The sequence below is a fragment of the Pseudomonas lutea genome, assembly GCF_000759445.1.
GTDB classification, from domain to species: domain Bacteria; phylum Pseudomonadota; class Gammaproteobacteria; order Pseudomonadales; family Pseudomonadaceae; genus Aquipseudomonas; species Aquipseudomonas lutea.
Genome location: NZ_JRMB01000001.1, coordinates 687279 through 710239, shown reverse-complemented (window position 1 = coordinate 710239; position 22961 = coordinate 687279). Strand labels below are relative to the sequence as shown.

General features: G+C 61.5%; 22 protein-coding genes, 2 pseudogenes and 1 riboswitch. Of the genes and pseudogenes, 14 read left to right on the top strand and 10 right to left on the bottom strand.

The genetic code is table 11. The features are described from left to right. Window positions 1-12: 12 nt before the first annotated feature. The 7 genes from LT42_RS02970 to LT42_RS02940 all read right to left on the bottom strand — a co-directional run bounded on the left by LT42_RS02970 (window position 13) and on the right by LT42_RS02940 (window position 5581). Window positions 13-1218, bottom strand: a complete 1206-nt coding sequence (locus LT42_RS02970; protein ID WP_037009817.1) for an amino acid deaminase — start codon at window positions 1216-1218, stop codon at window positions 13-15. A gap of 54 nt (window positions 1219-1272) precedes the next feature. Beyond that, window positions 1273-2037 (bottom strand): IclR family transcriptional regulator, encoded by a 765-nt coding sequence (locus LT42_RS02965; protein ID WP_037009816.1) that lies wholly within the window; start codon window positions 2035-2037, stop codon window positions 1273-1275. 104 nt (window positions 2038-2141) lie between these two features. After that, entirely contained in the window at window positions 2142-2528 is a 387-nt protein-coding gene (locus LT42_RS02960) for a RidA family protein (RefSeq protein WP_037009815.1), read from the bottom strand. 24 nt (window positions 2529-2552) lie between these two features. Then, entirely contained in the window at window positions 2553-3344 is a 792-nt protein-coding gene (locus LT42_RS02955; RefSeq protein ID WP_037009814.1) for an amino acid ABC transporter ATP-binding protein, read from the bottom strand. After that, window positions 3341-4003, bottom strand: coding sequence for an amino acid ABC transporter permease (locus LT42_RS02950; RefSeq protein ID WP_037009813.1), 663 nt, complete (start codon window positions 4001-4003; stop codon window positions 3341-3343). Before LT42_RS02950 ends, LT42_RS02955 begins: the two co-directional genes overlap by 4 nt. Before the next feature lie 12 nt (window positions 4004-4015). Then, window positions 4016-4678, bottom strand: coding sequence for an amino acid ABC transporter permease (locus LT42_RS02945; protein ID WP_037009812.1), 663 nt, complete (start codon window positions 4676-4678; stop codon window positions 4016-4018). Window positions 4679-4753: 75 nt separating this feature from the next. Then, on the bottom strand, window positions 4754-5581 hold the full coding sequence (locus LT42_RS02940; protein ID WP_420806873.1) for a transporter substrate-binding domain-containing protein: 828 nt from the start codon (window positions 5579-5581) through the stop codon (window positions 4754-4756). Window positions 5582-6091: 510 nt separating this feature from the next. On the opposite strand from LT42_RS02940, the gene LT42_RS02935 reads away from it, so the two are divergent. From LT42_RS02935 to LT42_RS02905, 9 genes and pseudogenes are all read left to right on the top strand, one after another. Further along, window positions 6092-6460, top strand: a complete 369-nt coding sequence (locus tag LT42_RS02935; RefSeq protein WP_037009808.1) for an NUDIX hydrolase — start codon at window positions 6092-6094, stop codon at window positions 6458-6460. A 232-nt stretch (window positions 6461-6692) separates the two neighbouring features. Then, window positions 6693-7421, top strand: a pseudogene (locus tag LT42_RS26420) (PAS domain-containing protein); the annotation flags it as partial. Then, window positions 7401-8003, top strand: a complete 603-nt coding sequence (locus LT42_RS26415; protein ID WP_420806887.1) for a methyl-accepting chemotaxis protein — start codon at window positions 7401-7403, stop codon at window positions 8001-8003. The pseudogene LT42_RS26420 and the gene LT42_RS26415, both read left to right, overlap by 21 nt. A gap of 145 nt (window positions 8004-8148) precedes the next feature. Next, the gene (locus tag LT42_RS02925) at window positions 8149-8679 is read left to right on the top strand and encodes a GAF domain-containing protein (protein WP_037009802.1); all 531 of its coding nucleotides are present in this window, start codon (window positions 8149-8151) and stop codon (window positions 8677-8679) included. Between the two features lie 215 nt (window positions 8680-8894). Then, window positions 8895-9317 carry a hypothetical protein gene (locus LT42_RS02920; RefSeq protein WP_037009799.1) on the top strand — a complete coding sequence of 141 codons (423 nt, stop codon included), beginning with the start codon at window positions 8895-8897 and terminating at the stop codon, window positions 9315-9317. 184 nt (window positions 9318-9501) lie between these two features. Further along, window positions 9502-9730: pseudogene (locus LT42_RS26150) on the top strand (hypothetical protein); the annotation flags it as partial. Between the two features lie 5 nt (window positions 9731-9735). Further along, window positions 9736-11322 (top strand): ABC-F family ATPase, encoded by a 1587-nt coding sequence (locus LT42_RS02915; RefSeq protein ID WP_081955294.1) that lies wholly within the window; start codon window positions 9736-9738, stop codon window positions 11320-11322. A gap of 325 nt (window positions 11323-11647) precedes the next feature. After that, window positions 11648-12862: an MFS transporter gene (locus LT42_RS02910; protein WP_037009795.1), complete on the top strand. Its 1215-nt coding sequence runs from the start codon at window positions 11648-11650 to the stop codon at window positions 12860-12862. A gap of 159 nt (window positions 12863-13021) precedes the next feature. Beyond that, complete coding sequence (locus LT42_RS02905; protein ID WP_052075243.1) at window positions 13022-13801, top strand: endonuclease/exonuclease/phosphatase family protein; 780 nt, start codon at window positions 13022-13024, stop codon at window positions 13799-13801. A 43-nt stretch (window positions 13802-13844) separates the two neighbouring features. On the opposite strand, the gene LT42_RS25980 is transcribed toward LT42_RS02905, so the two are convergent. After that, window positions 13845-14009 (bottom strand): hypothetical protein, encoded by a 165-nt coding sequence (locus LT42_RS25980; RefSeq protein WP_162835387.1) that lies wholly within the window; start codon window positions 14007-14009, stop codon window positions 13845-13847. Window positions 14010-14239: 230 nt separating this feature from the next. On the opposite strand from LT42_RS25980, the gene LT42_RS02900 reads away from it, so the two are divergent. From LT42_RS02900 to LT42_RS02880, 5 genes are all read left to right on the top strand, one after another. Beyond that, on the top strand, window positions 14240-15235 hold the full coding sequence (locus tag LT42_RS02900; protein ID WP_037009792.1) for an aldo/keto reductase: 996 nt from the start codon (window positions 14240-14242) through the stop codon (window positions 15233-15235). A gap of 60 nt (window positions 15236-15295) precedes the next feature. Then, a complete protein-coding gene (locus LT42_RS02895; RefSeq protein ID WP_037009789.1) occupies window positions 15296-16018 on the top strand; it encodes an aspartate/glutamate racemase family protein in 723 nt (240 codons plus the stop codon). Between the two features lie 408 nt (window positions 16019-16426). Beyond that, a riboswitch (cobalamin riboswitch) is annotated at window positions 16427-16624 on the top strand. A 138-nt stretch (window positions 16625-16762) separates the two neighbouring features. Beyond that, window positions 16763-17764, top strand: a complete 1002-nt coding sequence (locus LT42_RS02890; RefSeq protein ID WP_037009787.1) for an ABC transporter substrate-binding protein — start codon at window positions 16763-16765, stop codon at window positions 17762-17764. Further along, the gene (locus LT42_RS02885; protein ID WP_052075242.1) at window positions 17764-18807 is read left to right on the top strand and encodes a FecCD family ABC transporter permease; all 1044 of its coding nucleotides are present in this window, start codon (window positions 17764-17766) and stop codon (window positions 18805-18807) included. Before LT42_RS02890 ends, LT42_RS02885 begins: the two co-directional genes overlap by 1 nt. Then, window positions 18804-19598 carry an ABC transporter ATP-binding protein gene (locus LT42_RS02880; protein ID WP_037009785.1) on the top strand — a complete coding sequence of 265 codons (795 nt, stop codon included), beginning with the start codon at window positions 18804-18806 and terminating at the stop codon, window positions 19596-19598. The genes LT42_RS02885 and LT42_RS02880 overlap by 4 nt, the downstream gene beginning before the upstream one ends. A 765-nt stretch (window positions 19599-20363) precedes the next feature. Here the strand turns inward: LT42_RS02880 and LT42_RS02875 are convergent. Both LT42_RS02875 and LT42_RS02870 read right to left on the bottom strand, forming a co-directional pair. Beyond that, window positions 20364-21638, bottom strand: coding sequence for a glucarate dehydratase family protein (locus tag LT42_RS02875; RefSeq protein WP_037009783.1), 1275 nt, complete (start codon window positions 21636-21638; stop codon window positions 20364-20366). A gap of 19 nt (window positions 21639-21657) precedes the next feature. Beyond that, complete coding sequence (locus tag LT42_RS02870) at window positions 21658-22944, bottom strand: MFS transporter (RefSeq protein WP_276209521.1); 1287 nt, start codon at window positions 22942-22944, stop codon at window positions 21658-21660. Between the last annotated feature and the right edge of the window lie 17 nt (window positions 22945-22961).

Sequence of the window (22961 nt, the reverse complement as noted above, 5' to 3'; positions counted from 1 at the left end):
GGCTGACTCCTGTCAGAAGCAGGTTTCAAAAGATTCAATGACGCACAGATCATCGCCGACCAGGCAACCCGTCCGCCATTTGTCGAAGGTCAGACAAGGGTGCGAGGTGCCGAACGACACGATGTCGCCTACCTTCAGCTCGCATCCCGGCGCAACGGTCATGAACGCGTGCTGGTCCATCACCGCCGTCACTGTGCAGGCGCTGACATCGTCGCTCTGCGCCGGAACAGTCCCCGGACGGTAGCGCCTGATCGGGTTGGGCATCCCGGCGTCAAATGCCACGTCACGCTTGCCCATGGCGATCACCGCAAAACCCGGTTCCGGCATGGACTGCACGTGGGCCCACACTTCCATCGCCGGCTGCAAACCCTCGCTCAGGTCGTGGCGACGGTCTAGCACGCAGCACTGGGCCTCTTTGTAGATGCCGTGGTCGTGAACCACGTAACTGCCGGGGCGCAACACGCTGAGGAACCGCTCGCGCACCTGCTGCTTGTCGAATTCTTCGGCGATCAGGTCGTACCACGCTGACCCGGACGCTGTCACGATTGGCCGCTCCAGAGCGAATGCGTCCTTGTCCTGCAAGGTCACGGCCAAGCGCACCAGCGAGGTCGCGAACTCACGTATACCGGCAACCGCCTGATCGCCGTGAATCACGCCTTCATAACCTTCGATGCCGGTCAGTTTAAGTGCAGGTTGAGCGGCGATTGCATCAGCCAATGCCATGACGTCGGCCTCGCTGCGGCATCCGCAGCGTCCACCGACTACGCCGTACTCGATCATGACATTGAGCTGCAGCCCCTTGCTGGCGAAGAACTCGCCCAACGCGGCGACATTGTCCGGGTGGTCGACCATGCAGTGAAAGTCAAACATCCCGTCGCCGAGCATCTCGGCGATGATCGCCATGTTCGGCGCACCCACCAGTTGGTTGGCCATCAACACGCGCCGGACGCCGTGGGCGTATGCCGCACGGGTCTGCACCGCCGTGGCCAGGGTCATGCCCCACGCGCCATGCTGCAATTGCCGCCGGAATAACGCCGGCACCATGCTGGTCTTGCCATGGGGCGCCAGCTCGGCACCGCTGTCGCTGACAAACTTCTGCATCCAGCGCAGGTTGTGTTCCAGCGCCTTGTCGTGGATGACCAGCGCGGGCAGGCTGACGTCGCGCACCAAGTGGTCGCCTGGCTGCGTGGCGCCTTTTTCGATCGCGGCAATGCTCATGTCTGTTCTCCTGATGTTGGTGTTCGTGTGGGTCATGCGTCGCTATCGACGACGCTATTCGATGACCCGCCGGGCCAGGCCGTTGGCGCTGTCGATCAGCACCTGTCGGTAATGCGCATAGTGCGCGGTGGCGTCGGCACGCGGCGCGACGATGCACAAGGTGGCAATGCAGATGCCCTGCTTGTCGCGCACCGGCGCGGCGAAGCAATGGGTGAAGGTGTCGGCAATGCTGTCGAAGGAAAAAAAGCCGTCCTGGTGGGCCTGGCGGATCTCGGCCAGAAACGTCTCGACCGGCAGGCGCTTGCCATCCGGAAGAATGAAGTCTTCGTCGTCGATCAGGTCAATGATGGCCTGATCCGACAGGTGCCCGAGCAGCAGGCGCCCGGATGCGGTCCACGGAATCGGCGCGTCTTCGCCGATATCCGAGGAAATACGAAAATGCCGCGCGCCCTCTTTCATCAGCGCGACGGTGTACTTGCGCCCGTTGAGCAGGCACATCTGTGCGGTTTCCCGGGTCTGCTCGACGATCTCACCCAGGCTGACTTCGGCCTCGCGGGTGAAATCGAAGTGGCGCAAATGCGCCTGACCCAGGAAGTACAGCTGCCGCCCCAGGTACACGTGGCCGTCTTTGCCGACCGTCTCCAAAATGCGCCGCTCCAGCAGCGAGCTCACCAGTTCATACACCGTCGACTTGGGGCTGCCGATGCCACTGGCGATCTCGTTGGGCCGAAGCGGCGTACCGGTCTCCTTGAGAAAATCGAGAATATCGAACGCCCGGTCCAAACCTCGCGCCCGGCGTTTGATGGTGTCTTCGGTCATTGGACCAGCTCCAGGCTAGAAGAAAGTTTCAAGCTGCAAGTTTCAAGCGGCACGTGTTGCATCAGCGCTCTGCCGACTTGCAGCTTAAAGCTTGCCGCTGCTCCCTACTTCTTCTTGTAGGCAATGCAATCGATCTCGACTTTGCAATCCACCATCATGCTCGCCTGTACGCAGGCGCGGGCAGGCGCGTGTTCCGGGGAGAAGTACTCGCCAAACACCTTGTTGAAGCTCCAGAAATCCCGCGGGTCTTCCAGCCATACGCCGACCCGCACGACGTCTTCGAGGCCGTACCCGGCTTCAGTCAGAATCGCCACCAGGTTTTGCATGGTTTTATGGGTCTGCTCGACGATCCCGCCGTTGATGATCTCACCGTTTTCAGCCGGCACCTGACCGGACACGTGCAGCCAGCCATCGGCTTCGACGGCGCGTGCGAATGGGCGTGGCTGGCCGCCACCTGCGGTACTGCCTGCACCGTAACGAGTAATGCTCATGAAAATCTCCTTTGATTGAGCGTTTTAAAAACGAATGTTCTTGAGGAATTCAGCCAATCGGGCTGACTTGGGTTGTTCAAACAGTGCCTTGGGCGGGCCCTGCTCTTCAATGCGCCCCTGGTTCATGAAGACGATCTGATCAGACACCTCGTAGGCAAAGCGCATTTCGTGGGTCACCAGCAACATGGTCATGCCCTCTTCCGCCAGGCCCTTGATGACGCTGAGCACCTCGCCCACCAGTTCCGGGTCGAGCGCCGAGGTCACCTCATCGAAGAGCATCAGGCTGGGGTTCATCGCAATGGCGCGGGCAATCGCCACGCGTTGCTGCTGGCCACCCGACAGTTGCCCCGGAAAGTGATTGCGACGCTCCAGCAGGCCGACGCGCTCCAGCCACTTTTCCGCCAGGGCGACCGCTTGGTCCTTGGGCAGCTTCTTGACCTTGAGCAAGCCGAGGGTGACGTTTTGCAGGGCGGTGAGGTGCGGGAACAGATTGAACTGCTGGAACGCCATGCCCGTCATCGCCCGGTGCTGCGCGATGAGCTTCTCGGGATGGCGCACGCGTTTTCCGCTGACGTCGCTGTAACCGATGTCCTGGCCTTCCAGGCGAATGTGCCCACCCTGAAACTCTTCGAGCAGATTGACGCAACGCAGCAGCGTGGTCTTGCCGGAGCCGCTGGAGCCGATCAGCGTCACCACGTTGCCCTTGTTCATCTTCAGGTCGACGCCCTTGAGCACTTCGACCGGGCCGTAGGATTTTTGCAGCCCTTCGATGCTCAACAGAGCCGGGGCGGCAGTCGCGGTTTGAGTCTGTGTCATGGCAAGGCCACCCGTTTTTCGATTTGCCGCCCAAGAAGCTCGATGGCGTAGTTAATGACGAAGAAAAGAAAGCCGGCGAACAGGTAAAACTCCAGGGTCATGAAATTGCGCGCAATCACCTGCTGCGTGCTGAGCAGCAGTTCGGCAACGCCGATGACCGACAGCAGCGTGGAGGCCTTGACGATCTCGGTGGACGAATTGACCCAGGTCGGCAATATCTGCCGCAAGGCCTGAGGCAGCAGCACGTAACCGAGGGACTGGGGAAACGTCAGGCCTATGGCTTTGCCAGCTTCCAGCTGCCCGCGCGGTATCGCCTGAAGAGCGCCACGCACGATTTCAGCGACGTGAGAGCCGCAGAACAGCGTCAGCCCCAGGGCGCCGGCCTGAAACGCGCCGATCTGCCAGCCCAGCGCCGGTGCCATATAAAAGCAGGCCAGCACGAGGACGAACACCGGGGTGCCGCGTATCAGATCGACATAGGCCCGAAACGGCAGGCGCGCCCACCATTTACCGTAGGTCAGCACCAGCCCGGCAAACACACCGATCACCGTGCCGAAGACAATCGCCAGCCCCGCGCACTGCACGCTGGTCAAAAACCCTGCCCACAACGTTTCTCGGGCAACCCACAACTCCTGCAACCAACCAGGTTGTTCATACATGGTCAGGGCCTCCTAGCGGCGAATCGCCAGGCGCTGTTCGAGGTAGCGCAGCAGCATGGCAATGAGGTAACAGGCCGCGACGTACAGCGCCGTGGTCACCAGCCAGGTTTCTATCACCCGGTAGCTCTCGACGTTGATCTTGCGCGCGTAATAGGTCAGTTCCGGCACGGCAATCGCGGCGGCCAGGGACGTGTCCTTGAACAAGGAAATGAAATTATTGGACAGCGCCGGCAACACGTTGCGCAGCATCACCGGCACCACGATGTAAGCACGCACCTGCCACTCGCCAAGGCCGATCGCCAGCCCGGCCTCGCGCTGGCCCTTGTGGATGCTCAGCAGGCCTGCACGAAACACTTCGGTCAGGTAAGCGCCGGCATACAGTGACAGCGTCACAATAAACGACGGGATCTTGTCCAGACGAATGCCCATCCCCGGCAAGGCGAAGTAGATCAACAGGATCAGCACCAGGATGGGCGTATTGCGCACCACCGTTACGTATATGGACGCTACCACCCGCAATGCGCGGTACCGTGAAAGCATGGCGAACGCCGCCATCATGCCGATCACGCAACCGATGGCAATCGAGATCAGGGCCAGCTCAAGGCCGAGCCCCAGCCCCGCGAGCAAACTGGGGAAATCCCGCCAGACGGCGGCAAAATTCAGCTGATAATTCATGGTCAGCAAGTCCTGGGACGGGACGGCAACACGGCCATCCCTACCCCTTCAGAAAGTCATGTAAGCCGCGCCGCGTTATTTGTATTCCATCGGAAAGCCGATCGCAGGGGTCGGCAGATCCACGCCGAACCACTTCTTGAACGACTCGGCGTAGGCCGGAAATTCCACACCCGTCATGGCTTCATGCAGTGCGGTGTTGACGAAGTTCAGCCAGTCCTGATCGCCACGCTTGACGGCGCAGGCGTAGGTTTGCGGGCTCCAGGCAAACGACGGCGAGCGATAGCGACCGGGGTTCTGCACCATCAGGTACTTGACCGAAGACTGATCGGTGGCGGCGGCATCAGCGCGACCGGAATTGATGGCCTGGTACATCAGATCGACGCTGTCGTATTGATCGACCTTGGCCTTGGGCAGCGCCTGGTGCACCAATTCCTCGGCGTAGACGTTTTGCAGCACGGCAACCGTGACGCCGTCCCCTGCGCCCTTGAGATCGTCGATCTCCTTGTACTTGCTGTTGGTCGGCAACAGCAGTGCGACGCCTTCGCGGTAATACGGCAAGGTGAAAGCCACCTGCTGCGCGCGGCTGGCGGTGACGGTGATGAACTGGCAGCTCATGTCCACCTTGTCGGTCAGAAGGTTCGGTATCCGTGCGTCGGACGACTGCACCACGAACTCGACTTTACTCGGGTCGTTGAACAGCCCTTTGGCGACCATGCGCGCGATGTCGATATCAAAGCCCTGCAGCTTGCCGTCCGCCCCCTGGAAGTGCCAGGGAGCATTGGTGCTTCCTGTCCCGACGATCAAATGACCGCGCTGCAAGACGCTGTCGAGCTTGCTGTCGGCAGCGAAGGCCGTCGTCGCGAACGTCGCTGCTGTCATCAGGGCCAGTGCACAAGCTTTCATAGAAAGGAATCCGCGCCGCATGAGAGAACCTCCAACCGTCATGTTAATTCCGCTATAGCGGAACGCTGTTTGCCACAACGGAATAGACAGCAGAAAGTGTGCCACAGACCCAGGCGCGGAAAGAAGCGTGAAGAACTGCAAGCGTTTCAACTATTTGCGCTCTCCCGGCAGTCAGTTGGTCTCGATACGGATGGACATGCGCCGAATTGGCCGCTACGGATGGCCACATCGCCCCACACTCAGGCCCCACGAATGTGCGGTGCGCGCCAATAACGCGCATGAAGCAGCAGCATCCTCTACCGCCCATCACCTTCAATGCCGATGGCAGGTGGAAACGATCGGAAAAGACCACAAGCAGCTACGATTTTCTGAACATCGGCCGATTCATAAGAGTCAACGGAACATTGGCACCGTTAGTGCTTCCAATGGTTTATGAAGCTTTTATGACAACCACGTGAACGCGCAGGGATAGCCGGAGTCTTTACGGGGTTGAGCGGTGGAGAAATGCCAATGAAAGAACGAGCCACAGTGATTTGCCGCCGGGACAACCGGATTCTCTATGTGCGCAAACCCAAAGCACGCTGGACGCTGCCGGGCGGCAAGGTCGAGGCCGACGAATCGCCGGCACAGGCCGCCGCGCGCGAGCTGCGGGAGGAAACCGGGCTTATCCTGGAAGACCTGGCCTACGTGACCCGCTTCGAGGGTGGCGCGGTGCTGCATCACGTCTTTGAAGTGTCGGTGACGATGATCGCAACCCCGGCACCCCACAATGAGATCGCTGACTGTAAATGGTTCACGACCAAGGAGCTGGGCGATCAGAAAGTCAGCCCTTCAGCGAAGTCCATCGTGAAGGCATTTTTGAGCGATGCTATTTACTAAGCGTTGTTGAGATGTGTTCACAGGTTTTTCACATTGAGGGCGGTACTCTTCATTTGCTCCTCCAAGACTGACTTTAAGCCCGCACCCCCCATCGCGGGCTTTTTCTTGTCCGCAATTCCTCGATTCGCCTCCCTCCTGCCCCAGCTTGTCTATAAAAAATTCAGACGATCGGACTTAATTTCGGGATCCAAACGCCGACATCAGGGGATGGAGCCTATTCACGGAGCAGCAGATGTTTAATTCCCGGATCAAAAAGCAAGTGTCCACCCTTAGCGCAGAGCTCATCACGCTCAAGCATTTCCATGATGCTTTGATGAATGAAATGCTCTCGCTGAGCGTGGATTCAGAACTACGTATCTCGGATGCGAACGCGAAATTCTGCGCCGCGATCGGCTATTCGGCAGATGAACTGATCGGCAAGCCCATGGCGTCGTTCGTGCCGACCTATGTGGCGACCATGCCTTGCTTCCGCGACTTCAAAGCAGCGGCGGCCAACGGCACCGCAGTGACCGACAACTATCGGTTCATCAGCAAGAATGGTTCCCTGATCTGGATCCGCGCGACCTGGTCGCCGTTCAAGGACGAACAAGGCCGCCTGATCGCGTTGAAGTGCCTGGCCACCAATGTCACCCAGGAAATCAACAAGGCCCGGGAGAACGAGTCATTCATCAACGCACTGCTGCGTTCCACCGCCGTCATCGAGTTTGACCTCAGCGGTCACGTGCTCAAGGCCAACCAGTCGTTTCTCAAGGAAATGGGCTACAGCACCGAGCAGATCGTCGGCAAACATCACAGCCTGTTCTGCGACCCGAAATTTGCAGCCACCGAAGAATACCGCGCCTTCTGGAAACGCCTGAACAACGGCGAGTTCGTCGCTGACCGCTTCAAGCGCATCAACAGCCGCGGCGAAGAGGTATGGCTGGAAGCAACCTACAACCCGGTGCATGACACCCAGGGCGAGTTGTACAAAGTGGTCAAGTTCGCAACGGTGATCACCGATCAGGTTCGGCGCGAAGCCGAAATCAACGTCGCGGCCGGGACAGCGTTCGAGATCTCCCAGCGCACCGACGTCTCGGCGCAGCGCGGGGCGGCGGTCATCAACGATACTGTGGAAACCATGAACGGCATTGCCGACCAGATGCTCTCCGCCTCCCATGGCATGGAGGCACTGGGCAAACAGTCACTGCTGATCAGCACCATCGTGCAGACGATCGGCGGCATCGCTCAGCAAACCAACCTGCTGGCACTCAACGCCGCCATCGAAGCCGCGCGAGCCGGCGAGCAAGGCCGTGGCTTTGCGGTGGTCGCCGACGAGGTCCGTCAGCTTGCCGGGCGCACCAGCACCGCAACCGAGGAGATCGTTGCGGTCGTGCAGCAAAACCAGAAGCTGGTGGATGATGTGGTCAGGGACATGGGCAGCACGCGCAGCCAGGCGGAGCAAGGCCTGTCGCTGGCCAACCAGGCCGGCAGCGTGATCGTCGAGATCCAGGAAGGCGCGCGCCAAGTGGTCGGTGCGGTGCAGCGCTTTACCCACCAACTCTAAATGCCCCGCCCGGTTTCAACCGGGCCTGCCATGGCAAATGGTCGCACCGTGCCGAGCGGCAGATACGCTCGCCCTACAAAATGCTAATCTGCGCGTCATGTGTGGCCCCGCCCGGCCGCCACCCCACATTGACATGGAGCCGACAATGGCTTTGGATTCCTTGCTCTGCCCGGATTTGCTGACCATTGCCGAGCGTTCGGCCATCGCCGAAGTTGAAGCAACCACCAACATCCTCAAGCTGGTGACGCGACTGACCGGTATGCGCTTTGCCGGCATCGCCAAGTTCACTGAATCGCAATGGGTTGCGTGTGCGGTCTATGACGAGATCCACATCGGCATAGAGGAAGGCGAAGTGCTCGAACTGGAAACGACGCTTTGCAACGAGCTGCGCCAAAATCCACAGGCGCTGATCATCCCCAGCATCAGCCAGAGCGACCGCTACGCCGGCCGCCCTGTGGTGAAGCGCTATGCGATCGAGAGCTACATCGGCGTGCCGATCACCCTCCCGGACGGCCAGTTGTTCGGCGCGCTGTGCCTGCTCGACTCCAAGGCCAGCGCCTTCGAAGACCCGGACCTCGTCGAAACCCTCGGCCTGTTTTCCCGCCTCATCGGCTGCATCGTGTTTTCCCATCATACGACGGTGAATAAACCCAAGTCGGTGGTCGAGCACGCCTGATCCGGTGGTGGACGGCGCGCAGTGCGCGCGAGCATTGACGTTTGCTCAAACGTTCATCGTCGCCGGGCTGCCCCGCGCGGCGTGGGCGTCCGGCTTTTGTGCCCCGCGTCGAAAATAAAAAGGCCTAATGCCATCACACTACGCGACGGACCGAGTAGAATCCGCGGCCGCTCAGCCGGGCACCGGCTGGGGGATCATGGATATAGGGAATTCAGATGCACGCTCTTCGCAATTTATCTGCCGCTGCTTTGCTGGCTTTGACCGCCGGGTGCGCCTCCGGCTTGAATTCGGTTCAAGAGTCAGAGCTGGCGGCCTATCGGGCCAACCACCTCGATGTTCAAGAGAAAAGTCCGGGCCTGGCGGCCGGCTTGGGGCTGCTGCCCGGCGGCGGGTCCTTCTACGGCCGCGCTTGCGGTTGGGGCGTCGTCAACCTGCTGCTATGGCCAGTTTCCATCCTCTGGGACCCGGTCAGTGGCTACGATGCGGCCGAGTCGATCAACTATCAGGCGTCCAAGGCCCACGTTGCCAGCCTGAAACGGCGCGACATGGACCGGCTCGATTCGAAGCTTTCGTCCAATGAGATTGACCTGAAAGCCTACACGCTGGAAAAGCGCAAAGTTGAGGACATGTACTACTGACAGACAGCATCAGTCGGGGCCCGCCAAATGGCGGGCTTTTCGCGCCTGAGCATACCGCCGGCCACAGACCGGCGATGCCAGCGCAAGCACCCGCCGAGCCCGAATGAGCTCGATGACAGATATACAGTGGTGACGACGGGCGGCTCAAAGAAGCGGGATTGCCCCTCCGGCAAGGCGGTTTGAGCAACGCCCCCCGTACAACTGTCGTCATACTTATGCGACACTATGCGCAATGTCTGGAATGAATTCCCCTCTTTATCGCCCAACAGCTCGGACACTCAGTCCAGATGCTGCTCTCGACATATGCGCGCTGGCCCGGCTCCGGCGGCGATTGGGGCAAATTGAAAAACTCTGAAGTGCCTCAGGATTGGCCCAAGGCCAGATCCGGCAACCCGCAACCCATTGATAGGTAAGGTCATTGATTTCCACAGCTAACATCACCATGCAGTTTGGCGCCAAACCGCTGTTCGAGAACGTTTCGGTCAAATTCGGCGGTGGCAATCGCTACGGCCTCATCGGCGCCAATGGCTGTGGCAAGTCCACCTTCATGAAAATCCTGGGTGGGGATCTTGAGCCGTCCGGCGGGCAGGTCATGCTCGAGCCAAACGTGCGTCTGGGTAAGTTGCGCCAGGACCAGTTCGCCTACGAAGATTTCACGGTGATCGACACCGTGATCATGGGCCACGAAGAGCTGTGGAAGGTCAAGGCCGAGCGCGATCGTATCTACTCGCTGCCCGAGATGACCGAAGAAGACGGCATGGCCGTTGCCGAACTCGAAACCGAATTCGCCGAGATGGACGGCTACACGGCAGAGTCCCGTGCCGGCGAGCTGTTGCTCGGTCTGGGCATCGGCATCGAGCAGCACTTTGGCCCGATGAGCGAGGTTTCCCCAGGCTGGAAACTGCGCGTATTGCTGGCGCAGGCGTTGTTCTCCGACCCTGAAGTGCTGTTGCTCGACGAACCGACCAACCACCTGGACATCAACACCATCCGCTGGCTGGAAAACGTGCTGACCCAGCGCTCCAGCCTGATGATCATCATTTCTCACGACCGTCACTTCCTCAACAGCGTGTGCACCCACATGGCTGACCTGGATTACGGCGAGCTGCGCCTGTTCCCGGGCAACTACGACGAATACATGACCGTGGCGACCCAGTCCCGCGAGCAGTTGCTGTCGGACAACGCCAAGAAGAAAGCCCAGATCTCCGAGCTGCAATCGTTCGTCAGCCGCTTCTCGGCTAACGCCTCGAAAGCCAAGCAGGCCACCTCCCGCGCCAAGGCGATCGACAAGATCCAGCTGGCCGAGGTCAAGCCTTCGAGCCGCGTGAGCCCGTTCATCCGCTTTGATCAGAACAAGAAGCTGCACCGTCAGGCGGTCATCATTGACCAAATGGCCAAGGGCTTCGACGGCAAGCCGCTGTTCAAGAACTTCAGCTTCCAGGTTGAAGCGGGCGAGCGCGTGGCGATCATCGGCCCGAACGGTATCGGTAAAACCACCCTGCTGCGCACGCTGGTCAATGAACTGACCCCGGACGCCGGCACGATCAAGTGGACCGACGCGGCAGAGCTGGGTTACTACGCCCAGGACCACGCGCACGACTTCGAAGACGATGTCACGCTGTTCGACTGGATGGGGCAATGGACGCAAGGTGAGCAGGTCATCCGCGGCACCCTCGGCCGGATGCTGTTCTCCAACGACGAGATCCTCAAGTCGGTCAAGGTCATCTCCGGTGGTGAGCAAGGCCGCATGCTGTTCGGCAAGCTGATCCTGCAGAAGCCGAACGTGCTGATCATGGACGAGCCGACCAACCACCTGGACATGGAGTCGATCGAGGCGTTGAACCTGGCGCTGGAGAACTACCCGGGCACGCTGATCTTCGTCAGCCACGACCGCGAGTTCGTGTCGTCCCTGGCCACGCGCATCATCGAGCTGAGCCCAAGCGGCGTGACCGACTTCAGCGGCACTTACGACGATTACCTGCGCAGTCAGGGCGTCGCGTTCTGATCAACGCCATGGTGCTGACCCAGACCTGCTGAACCACAAGCCCCGTCCACAGCGACGGGGCTTTTTGTTTTGGTAAGGCGCGCGGCATTCAGCCAACGATTAAGGCGCTAACAGCTTCCCGGCTGAAGCCGGTCCCACAGAGACAAGCGCGGTTGCCTCAACAGCTTCCCGGCTAAAGCCGGTCCCACGGTGCAGCGCTTAGTGGGACCGGCTTCAGCGGGGAAGCTCTTCGGGATTACCTGCAGAGAATATCGTTAGCCAGCTTTCATTTCCCGACACCGCGCGCGATGATGCGGTACTCCCACCGCTCCAGCGAAGAGTCCTCATGTCTGCCGCCCTGCCGCCCAATCCGTCTGTCAGTGACGCCAGCTCCATGGCGATCACACTGCAAATCGTCTCCATCGTCGTCTACACCTTCATCGCGTTCCTGTGCATCGGGCTGCCCATCGCCGTGATGCCCGGCTACGTGCATAACCAGTTGGGGTTCAGCGCAGTGATCGCCGGGCTGGTGATTGGTGCGCAGTACCTGGCGACCCTCTTGAGCCGTCCGGTGGCAGGCCGTATCTGCGACACCATTGGCACCAAGCGCGCCATCGTCTATGGGCTCTCGGGCATCGCCCTGAGCGGCGTGTTGACCCTGGCCGCGGTGTTGCTGGAACGCTTCGCCGGCGTCAGCCTGACCATTCTGATCATCGCTCGCCTGTTTCTCGGCGCCTCACAGGGGCTGATCGGTGTCGGCACCATCAGTTGGTGCATCGGTCAGGTGGGCGCAGAGCACACCGCCCGCTCGATTTCATGGAACGGCATTGCGTCCTATGGCGCCATTGCCATTGGCGCTCCACTGGGCGTGGTGATGGTCGGCGCGCTGGGCTTTGCCAGCCTGGGCGTGGTGCTGTTTGTGCTGGCAGCCGGTGCCTTGCTGCTGATCCGCAAAAAACCGGCGATCCCGGTGGTGCGCGGTGAACGCCTGCCGTTCTTCTCCGTGTTTGGCCGGGTGGCGCCGTTTGGCCTGAGCCTGACCCTCTCTTCCATCGGCTACGGCACGCTCACTACGTTCATCACGTTGTTCTATGTCGCCCGTGGCTGGGAAGGCGCCGCGTGGTGCCTGACCGTTTTCGGTATCTGCTTCATTGTGGCGCGCTTGCTGTTCATCAATGCCATCAACCGCTTTGGCGGGTTTCGCTCGGCCATCACCTGCATGACCGTGGAGACTGTCGGCCTGGTGCTGTTGTGGCTGGCACCCGACACAACTTTTGCCCTGATCGGCGCAGGCCTGACCGGCTTCGGCCTGTCGCTGGTGTACCCGGCGCTCGGCGTCGAGGCCATCAAACAGGTGCCCAACAGCAGTCGTGGCGCAGGCCTCAGCGCCTACGCAGTGTTCTTTGATCTGGCGCTGGCCATCGCCGGCCCGCTCATGGGTGCGGTGGCATTGGGCATGGGCTATGACTGGATTTTCTTCTTCGCCGCCCTGCTCTCGGTATCAGCCTTGACGCTGGCGGTGGTGCTCTCACGCCGCGCGCCCATCGACACGCGTGTCTGAGGAAGGCCGCGGCGCCGCAGTGGAGCCGCGGCGCACCTCGCGCCGACATTGCCAGGTAAGCCTCGGTCCGGTTAAAAGCTGAACTGCCGACGCGCGCTTCGGTCCGAACTAGCACATCCCCCGAACAGGAGTGAGGGCGTGACCCCTGATCCCGCTGGCCTGAACGCTACCCCTCCGGACCCGGCCTCGTTGCGCGAGGTCCACAAATTGCGCGTGCTGACGGTCAACACGCATAAAGGCTTCACCGCCTTGAATCGGCGCTTCATCCTCCCGGAACTGCGTGAAGCCGTACGCAGCACGGGCGCGGACCTGGTGTTTCTCCAGGAAGTCCTCGGTGGTCATGACCGCCACGCCGCCAAGTACGAAGACTGGCCTGATACGCCGCACTACGAATTCCTTGCCGACAGCATGTGGACGGACTTCGCCTACGGCCGTAACGCGGTCTACCCTGACGGTCACCATGGCAACGCGATACTGTCCAAATACCCGATCCTGCATTACCGCAACCTCGACATCTCGATCACCGGGCCGGAGCGTCGCGGCTTGTTGCACTGCGTGCTGCAAGTGCCTGGCCACGCTGAAGTGCACGCCATTTGCGTCCACTTGAGCCTGCTTGAGAGCCACCGGCAGCTGCAGTTGAATCTGCTCTGCGATTTGCTTGACTCGCTGCCCGACGATGCCCCGGTGGTCATCGCTGGCGACTTCAACGACTGGCAGCTGCAGGGCAACAAACGCCTGCAGCGTTGCGGCTATCTGCACGAGGCCTTTGAACGCGCTGACGGCCGTCTGGCGAAGACCTACCCCGCGCGCTTCCCGATGCTGCGCCTTGACCGCATCTACTTGCGCAACGCCACCAGCCACCAGCCGATGATCCTCGGCACGCGGCCGTGGACGCACCTGTCGGATCATCTGCCGCTGGCGGTTGAAGTACATATGTAAATCGAAGGGGCCGCGAACGCCGGCCCCTATCCCAACGACGTATCTACTCGTCGGGATCGATCAGCGGGACAGTGGCATCACGGTCGAACTGAGAGCCCGGGTCTTCGTTGCCAGGATCGTTATCGACGTCCATTTCCGCGTCGTCTTCCAACGGTTGATGAACGTGGCCGGGGTGTACCGCAGCGGAGGCGTGAGGGTGGTTTTGCATGGCGGTTTCCTTGAATGGTAGGAAAATCCCGGAGGTCGCTCAGGATGTCCGGGCGTCGCTTGCCAAGTGTGGCAGATGATTTGAAGCACTGTCGGTCACGAAAGTTGCACAGCAACCAGCCATGCTTTTTCCAGAACTCTCACTACGGCCAGCACTCAGTTAATAACGCCTGTCCGCACGACACTCCTAACCGTCTGCGACATCAATTTACTCTGCACAGGACACATTCCATGAGTCTGCATGACAAGATCATCGGCCGCCTGGGCTTCGGCTCCGCGCCGCTGGGCAACATGTTCCGCACCATCGACGAAGAAGAAGCCGCAGCCACCGTTCAGTCTGCCTGGGATCAGGGCATTCGCTACTTCGACACCGCGCCCATCTATGGCGCCGGCCTGTCCGAGCAGCGCCTGGGCAAGGCGTTGGCCGGCATCCCGCGTGACCAGTACACCCTGAGCACCAAAGTCGGCCGTCTGATCTCCGACGAAATCGACACCGAGACGCGCAGCGGGCCGTTTGCCGAGGGCTTGAAGAACAAGATCGTCACGGACTATTCAGCCGACGCCACGTTGCGCTCCATCGAAGCCAGCCTGAAGCGGCTCAACACCGATCGTCTGGACATCGTGTTCGTGCATGACGTCGCCCAGGATGCCCACGGCGATGCCTGGATCGAACATTTCAACATCGCCCGCACCGGTGCTTTCCGCGCCCTCACCCGCCTGCGCGAAGAAGGCGTGATCAAGGCCTGGGGGCTGGGCGTCAACCGCGTCGAACCGTGCGAGCTGACCCTGGATCTGGAAGAAGCGCAGCCCGATGGCTTCCTGCTGGCCGGGCGCTATTCGCTGCTGGATCACGAGCAGCCTTTGCAGCGGCTGCTCGACAAAGCCCGGCAACACAACGCCGAGTTCGTCGCGGGCGGGCCTTACAGTTCCGGCGTGCTGGTGGGTGGCAAGCATTTCGAGTATCAGGAAGCGTCGCAGGCGATGCTCGACAAGGTCGCGCACATTCAGGAGATCGCCCGCCAGTATCAGGTGGACATCAAGTCGGCCGCGCTGCAGTTTGTCCTCGCCAACCCGCTGGTGGCGGCGGTCATTCCGGGTGCAAGCCGGCCTTCGCGGATTATCGAAGACGTCACCGCACTGAACGCGCAAGTCCCCGACGGGTTCTGGCAGGCCATGCGCGATCAGGGCTTCATCGCCCTGCAGGCGCCCGTGCCGATGAAAGCCTGATATCGTGCTGCAAACGCCGGGCCAGACGCCCGGCAACGGTTTCCAGCGCGAGAGTTGTCCATGCGAATCCTCATCGTCAACGTCAACACCACCGAGTCCATGACCCAGGCCATCGCCGAGCAGGCCCGCAGTGTCGCGTCCCCCGGCACCGAGATCATCGGCCTGACTCCGCGCTTTGGCGCCGAGTCGGTGGAAGGCAATTTTGAAAGCTACCTGGCGGCCATTGCGGTGATGGACCGCGTGATGTCCTACGAGGGCCCTTACGACGCAGTGATTCAGGCCGGCTACGGTGAACACGGCCGCGAGGGGCTGCAGGAATTGCTGGAGGTGCCGGTGGTGGACATCACCGAGGCTGCCGCCAGCCTGGCGATGTTGCTGGGCCATAAATATTCGGTGGTGACTACGCTGGATCGCACGGTGCCCTTGATCGAGGACCGCCTGAAACTCGCCGGGGTGTACGAGCGTTGCGCGTCGGTGAGGGCCAGTGGCATGAGCGTGCTAGAGCTTGAAGCGTCGCCGCAACGGGCGATTGAAGCGATCGTTGCCCAGGCGCTCGAAGCGGTAAACGAGGACAAGGCCGAGGTGATTTGCCTGGGCTGCGGCGGCATGGCCGGACTGGATCAGCAGATACGCGGGAGCGCGGGTGTGCCGGTGGTGGATGGGGTGACGGCAGCGGTGGCGCTGGCCGAGTCGCTGGTGCGTCTGGGCCTGAAGACTTCGAAGGTACGGACGTATGCGCCGCCCAGAACCAAGAAGATGATCGGCTGGCCGTTTAAGCTGTAGCCACTCAAACTTGTTCCATCGACTTTTTCATCCCCTACGGCGTAATGGGTTGAACGCCCCACTCACTGTAGGAGCCGGCTTGCTGGCGAACCCGCGGTGTCAGGCGGGAAATCCACGTATGACACACCGCTTTCGCCAGCAAGCCGGCTCCTACAGACCGTATGCGCCTCATCAGCCCGCGTATTTTGATGCGCCCCGTCTCGCGTTCGGCGGGTGGCGGTTGGCGTTGTGCGTTCGGCGTTCGGCGTTCGGCGTTCGGCGTTCGGCTTACGGCTTACGGCGCTTGACGCTTGGCTCTTGGGGGGCGGTTATAAGGCGCAGCCTTAGGCGCAAGAAGCGTTGCCGTCGCGCATTGGTTCTCGTGGTCTGGCGTATCACCCGCCGCATTCGCCTCGGCGGGTTGAATCGTTTAGTATGCCCGACGCCGGTTTCCACTCGGAATTAATAGGGAATCCAAAGGCGCGAGCCCTCGTGCTGAAATGGAACTGCCCCCGCAACTGTAGGCGCTGAGCCCTGCTTGCTGTTCGCCACTGGGGTTTCCCCGGGAAGGCCGAAGCACGGCATTGATGCGCCAGTCAGGAGACCTGCCGGCCAGCTTATTCATTCACCGGCGGGGTGTCCGGGGAAGGACACCCGTTCGCCCGTTGCGCGAACCCTGCGCTTGCCGTTCCCATGGCCGGCCTGTCGGGATGACCTTTCCAGCGCCTGCTTCGCCAGCATTCAGGCTTTCCGGAGATCGCTGTCATGCCGCTGCGCCGCCTCGCTGCCCTGCTCGTCACCCTGACGCTGCCTACCGCTGCCCTCGCCGCCTCAACGGCTTACCCGCTGAGCGTGGACAATTGTGGCCAGACGCTGACCATCACCCATGCCCCGCAAAAAACCGTGACCATCGGCCAGGCCGCCACCGAGATGCTGTATGCGCTGGGGCTGGGCAAACAGGTCGTCGGCACGTCACTGTGGTTCAATCCGGTGCTGCCCGAATACCAGGCACTCAACGACAATATTGATCGTCTGGCCGACAACGCGCCAAGCTTCGAATCGGTGATTGGCAAGCGTCCGGATTTCGTCCCCGTGCAGTTCGAATGGATGGTCGGGCCACAAGGCGCAGTCGGCACCCGCGAGCAGTTTCAGGATCTGCACATCCCGACGTACATCCTGCCCTCCGACTGCGAGGGCAAAAACAACCGCGTCGGCGCCGACGGTACCCGTCTCGAGGCCTTCCGCGTCGACACGCTGTACAAGAGCCTGCGTCAACTCGCGCAGATCTACGATGTTCAAGATCGCGGCGAACAATTGATCACCCGCTACCAGCAGCGTCTGGCCCATGCCGTCACCCAGGCAAGCACCCATGATGGCCAGCCTGTGTCGGCGCTGTTCTGGTTTTCCAGCCCGGACCTCAACGTCGACCCCTATGTAGCCGGGCGCAAGGGCATCCCCAACTTCATGCTCGACACCCTGGGCATGCGCAACGTCATTGACTCCGACGAGGAGTGGCCCACCGTGGGCTGGGAAACCATCGCCAAGGCCAACCCCGACGTGCTGGTCATTGCTCGCATGGACCGTCGTCGATTCCCGGCCGATGACCATGAAAAGAAACTGGCGTTTCTCCGCTCCGATCCGGTCACGCGTAACATGGACGCGGTCAAGAACAACCGCATCGTGATCATGGACGCCAGCGCGATGGAGTCCAGCGTCAGGCTGTTCGACGGGATCGAGCAACTCGCCCAGGCCACCCTCGCCCGATGATGCGATCGAGTAAACGTCACGCGAACCTGGCCCGGCTGTGCGCCCATGGTGTCTGGGCCAGCGTGCTGCTGATCCTGGCGGTGCTCGCCGGGGTTGCGATCGGCGAGACCTCCATCAGCCTGTCGGTGATTGTTCAGGTGCTGGCGAACAAGCTCTGGGCGGCGGGCTATGCGCTGGACCCGATCGATGAAGGGATCGTCTGGAATTACCGTCTGACCCGGGCCATCGTTGCTGCTACCTGCGGTGCGGGGCTGGCGGTGTCGGGGGTGGTGCTGCAGTCGTTGCTGCGCAACCCGCTGGCGGACCCTTATCTGTTGGGGATATCCGCCGGAGCCTCAACTGGCGCAGTGCTGGTGGCTATCATCGGCGTAGGCGCCGGGACGGTCTCGCTCTCCACCGGTGCCTTCGCCGGTGCGCTCGCCGCCTTCGCCCTGGTCGCCCTGCTTGCCCGCTCCTCCAGGGGCCAGACGCCTGCGGCCCAGATCATTCTGGCGGGCATCGCGGGGTCTCAATTGTTCAACGCGTTGACGTCCTTTCTCATCACCAAATCGGCCAGTGCCGAGCAGGCGCGCGGGATCATGTTCTGGTTGCTGGGCAATCTCAGCGGCGTGCGCTGGTCGTCGGTCGCGTTGTCGGTGCCGGTGGTGGTGTTCGGTTTGCTGGTGTGCCTGATGCACCGACGATCACTGGACGCGTTTACGTTTGGCACCGATTCGGCGGCCTCGCTGGGCATTCCGGTGCGCCGGGTGCAGGCGGTGCTGATCGGCACCGCCGCGTTGATGACCGCTGTGATGGTGTCGATCGTCGGCTCCATCGGCTTCGTCGGCCTGGTGATTCCCCACGCAGTGCGATTGATGGCGGGCGTGCGCCATGCACGGCTCTTGCCCCTGAGCGCCCTCATCGGCGCGCTGTTCATGATTGCCGCCGATGTGCTGTCGCGCACGCTGATCAAGGGCCAGGTATTGCCCATCGGGGTCATCACGGCGCTGGTGGGCGCGCCGGTGTTTGCGTTGATTCTGGTGCGCGGGAGCCGCGGCCGATGAACGCCCGACACGAGGTACCCCATGCAATGGTCGAGGCGCGTGGCCTGAGCTACTCGGTCAAGGGCGAGCATTTGCTGTGTGGGGTTGATCTGTCGATCCGCGCGGGGGAAAACCTCGGCGTGGTCGGGCCCAATGGTTCAGGAAAATCGACGCTGCTGAAGTTGCTGGCCGGCATTCAGACGCCCACTCGCGGCGAGGTCTGGCTGGGCCGGCAGCGTTTGCCGACGCTGAGCCGGCGTGTCATCGCCCGACAGTTGGCGGTGGTGGAGCAACACGCGCAGACCAGCGATTCGATCAGCCTGCAGCAGGCGGTGGAGCTGGGGCGTACCCCCTGGCTGTCGGCGCTGAGACCGTGGAGCGAGGACGATACCCGCATCGTGGCCCAGGCGATTGCCGATGTGCATCTGCAGCATCTGGCCCAGCGGCCCTGGCATACGTTGTCGGGGGGTGAGCAGCAGCGAGCGCATATTGCGCGGGCGCTGGCGCAACGGCCGCAGGTGTTGTTGCTGGATGAGCCGACCAATCATCTGGACATTCAGCAGCAGTTGTCGATTTTGCGGCTGGTGCAGCAGTTGCCGGTGACGACGGTGATGGCTTTGCATGATTTGAATCAGGCGCTGGGGTGTGATCGTCTGGCGGTGATGGCAGGCGGCCGGCTGGTGGCGTTGGGTTCACCGTATGAGGTGTTGACGCCTGAGCGGCTGGAGGCGGTTTTCGGGGTGCAGGGGCACTGGTTGGTGGATCCGTTTGACGGGGCGCGGATGTTACGGTTGCGGGTGGGGTCGGGTTGAGGCTTTGAGATCAGGATCAAGATCAGGATCAGGACCAGGATCAAGATCTAAGGCGTCGGCCTAACGGCCTCGGGTTTCGCCTTCGGCGAGTTACTTGGAAAAGTCGAAAGTCGCACCATCCCCAAGTAACCAAAGGTGCCTGCTCCTGGTTTGGCCCCTCCTTCGTCGGGGTTCCTTCACTCCGGTCCCGCTCCGTGGGCCCGCCGCCATCCGCCATCCATGGCGGGGGGCGGCTCTCGCGGCTTCCATGCCGCTCGGCTCACGGAGCGAGACCTACGTTCAGCCTGCACCCAAGTCGCGTTTGGTGGTGTCTGGGCTTTTTGCGTTTGAAGATCAAAAGCAGATCGGAAGCAGATCAGAAGCAGGTCAGAAGCTTCCCGGCTGAAGCCAGTCCCACAGTCCGGTGCGGTCAACCCTACTCTCATGGCATGCACGCGCTGCTGTTAGTGGGACTGGCTTTAGCCGGGAAGAGGCCAGTTCAGGCGCTGACGGATCTGCGGCCTGAACGATGCTGTTTGATCGTACCCACGCTCAGCGTGGGCACGCATCCCGGGAAGCTCCGCGTCACCCCCGGTCCCACTGGCTGAACACAGTCCTGTAGGAGCCGGCTTGCTGGCGAAAGCGGTGGGTCTGCAACGAGGATGCCCGCTGACCCCATGCGTTATCTGCTCGCTGATGGTGCCCACGCTCCGCGTGGGTATGCATCCCGTGACGCTCCGCGTCACACCCCGTCCCACGACTGCACCGCTGGCCATTCCCCTGACCTCAATACCTCGGCTTGACCGCTTTCCACTCGGGTTTGTATTTCTGCATCTGCCGAACGTCGTCACGTTGGCGGATCCCGCAGCTCAAGAACTGGTCGTTGAGTTTGCCGAGCTGGTCATAGTCAAGTTCAAGGCCCAGCCCGGGCTCGCGGGTGAGGTGGACGCAGCCGTCGACGATGGGCAGTTTGCCGCCTTTGATCACTTCTTCGTCCGGTTCTTGCCACGGGTAGTGAGTGTCGCAGGCGAAGTCCAGGTTCGGAACAGCGGCGGCGACGTGGGTCATGGCCATGAGACTGATGCCCAGGTGTGAGTTGGAGTGCATCGACACCCCAAGACCGAAGGTTTCACACATCTTCGCCAGCGCCTGGGTGTCGCGCAGCCCGCCCCAGTAATGGTGGTCGGCGAGCACGATCTGCACGCTGTTCAAGGCGACGCTGCGGCGGAATTCGTCGAAGTCGGTCACGACCATATTGGTCGCCAACGGCAGGCCGGTGCGTTTGTGCAGCTCGGCCATGCCCTCCAGGCCCGGCGTCGGGTCTTCGTAGTACTGCAAGTCGTCACCGAGCAGTTCGGCCATGCGGATGGAGGTTTCCAGCGACCAGTTACCGTTCGGGTCGATGCGCAGGGGATATCCCGGAAAGGCTTTTTTCAACGCCTTGATGCACGACACCTCGTGCTCGGGTTCCAGCGCGCCTGCCTTGAGCTTGACGCTTTTGAAGCCGTAGGCCTCGATCATCCGCCGCGCCTGGGCGACGATTTGCTCTTCACTCAGGGCCTCACCCCAACTGTCCGGTGCATAGGGCGAGTCGGCGTGCTGGGCGTATTTGAAAAACAGGTAAGCGCTGAACGGCACACGATCACGAACAGCCCCGCCCAACAGGTCAACCAGGGGCAGGTTCATCGAGCGTGCCTGTACGTCGAGAAACGCCACCTCAAAGGCCGAGTAGGCGTTACTCACGGCTTTGCTGGCGTGGGAGCCGGGCGCCAGCTCGGCACCGGCAACGCTCGCGGGCTTGTTTGCCGCGACGGTGGCTTTGACCACCGCGCGCAGTTGGTTGAGGTTGAACGGGTCCATGCCGATGAGCTGGCTCTGCAACTGCTGCTGGATCGCAAGCGCCGGCGCATCGCCGTAGCTTTCGCCCAGGCCGATGTAGCCGTTGTCGGTTTCGACCTCAATGATCGAGCGCAACGCAAAGGGCTCATGGATGCCGCTGGCGTTGAGCAAGGGCGGATCACGAAAGGCGATCGGTGTGACAGCGACGCGTATGATTTTCAAAATGACTTCTCCCGGTCAATCAGGGTTTCAGGCTGGGGGTTGAGCTGAGCGAGGCGGCGGCATGACGCGGATCCGGCTCAGCCAACGGCGGGCGGCGTGGCTCACCTCGCGGCGTGGTGCGGGCAAAAAAGATCACCACTGCCGCCACCAGCGAGGTCGCTGCCAGGCCGTAGAGGCCGCCTTGAATGGAGCCGGTTTTCTGCTCCAGAAAACCGAACGCCGTCGGCGCAACAAAGCCGCCCAGGTTGCCGACCGAATTGATCAACGCAATCACCGCGGCGGCGATGCGCGCGTCCAGGTAGCCCTGGGGAATGGGCCAGAACAGTGCTGAAGCCGCCTTGAAACCGATGGCCGCAAAGCAGATCGCGACGAAGGCGAAGACTGGTCCGCCGAAGGTGGACATGAACATCCCGCAGGCGGCGATCACCAGGGTCAGGGAGACCCATGCCTGCTGATGCTTGAAGCGTGCAGCCAGTGCGGCGAAACCGTACATGGCAATGATCGAGATGATCCATGGGATCGAATTGAACAGCCCGACCTCGAAGTCGCTCAGGCTGCCCATCTTCTTGATCATGCTCGGCAGCCAGAAGGTCGCGCCGTAGATGGTCAGGGCCACGGAAAAGTAGATGAAGCAGAACAGCAGGATCTGCCGGTCGGCGAGGAGCTTGAAGATCGACGGCTTGATCACTTGTGCCGCTTCACGCGCGCGCTGCTCGGCGTCGATGGCGCTGATCAATGCGCCCTTCTCTTCTTCGCTCAGCCATTTGGCTTCGCGGGGGTGCGATTGCAGCCAGAACCAGACGAAGCCGCACAGGGCGATGGAGGCGAAGCCTTCGATGATGAACATCCACTGCCAGCCGTGCAGGTTCAGACCGCTGACGCCGAGCAAGGCACCGGAAACAGGGCCCGAGATCACCGACGCGATGGCCGAGCCGCTGAGGAAGATGGCCATGGCCTTGCCGCGTTCGCTCGAAGGTAACCACTGGGTGAAGTAATAGATGATGCCCGGGAAGAACCCCGCCTCCGCCGCGCCGAGGACGAAGCGCAACACATAAAAGCTGGTCTCGCCGCGCACGAACGCCATGGCCATCGCCGCCGCACCCCAGGTGAACATGATGCGCGTCAGCCAGGCTCGGGCGCCGAAGCGTTGCAGCAGCAGGTTGGAAGGCACTTCGAACAGCGCATAGCCAACAAAAAACAGACCGGCGCCCAGACCGTACGCCGCAGCGCCAATGCCGAGGTCGGTTTCCATGTGGCTGCGGACGAAGCCGATGTTCACCCGATCAATGTAGTTGACGATGAACATGACCACGAACAACGGCA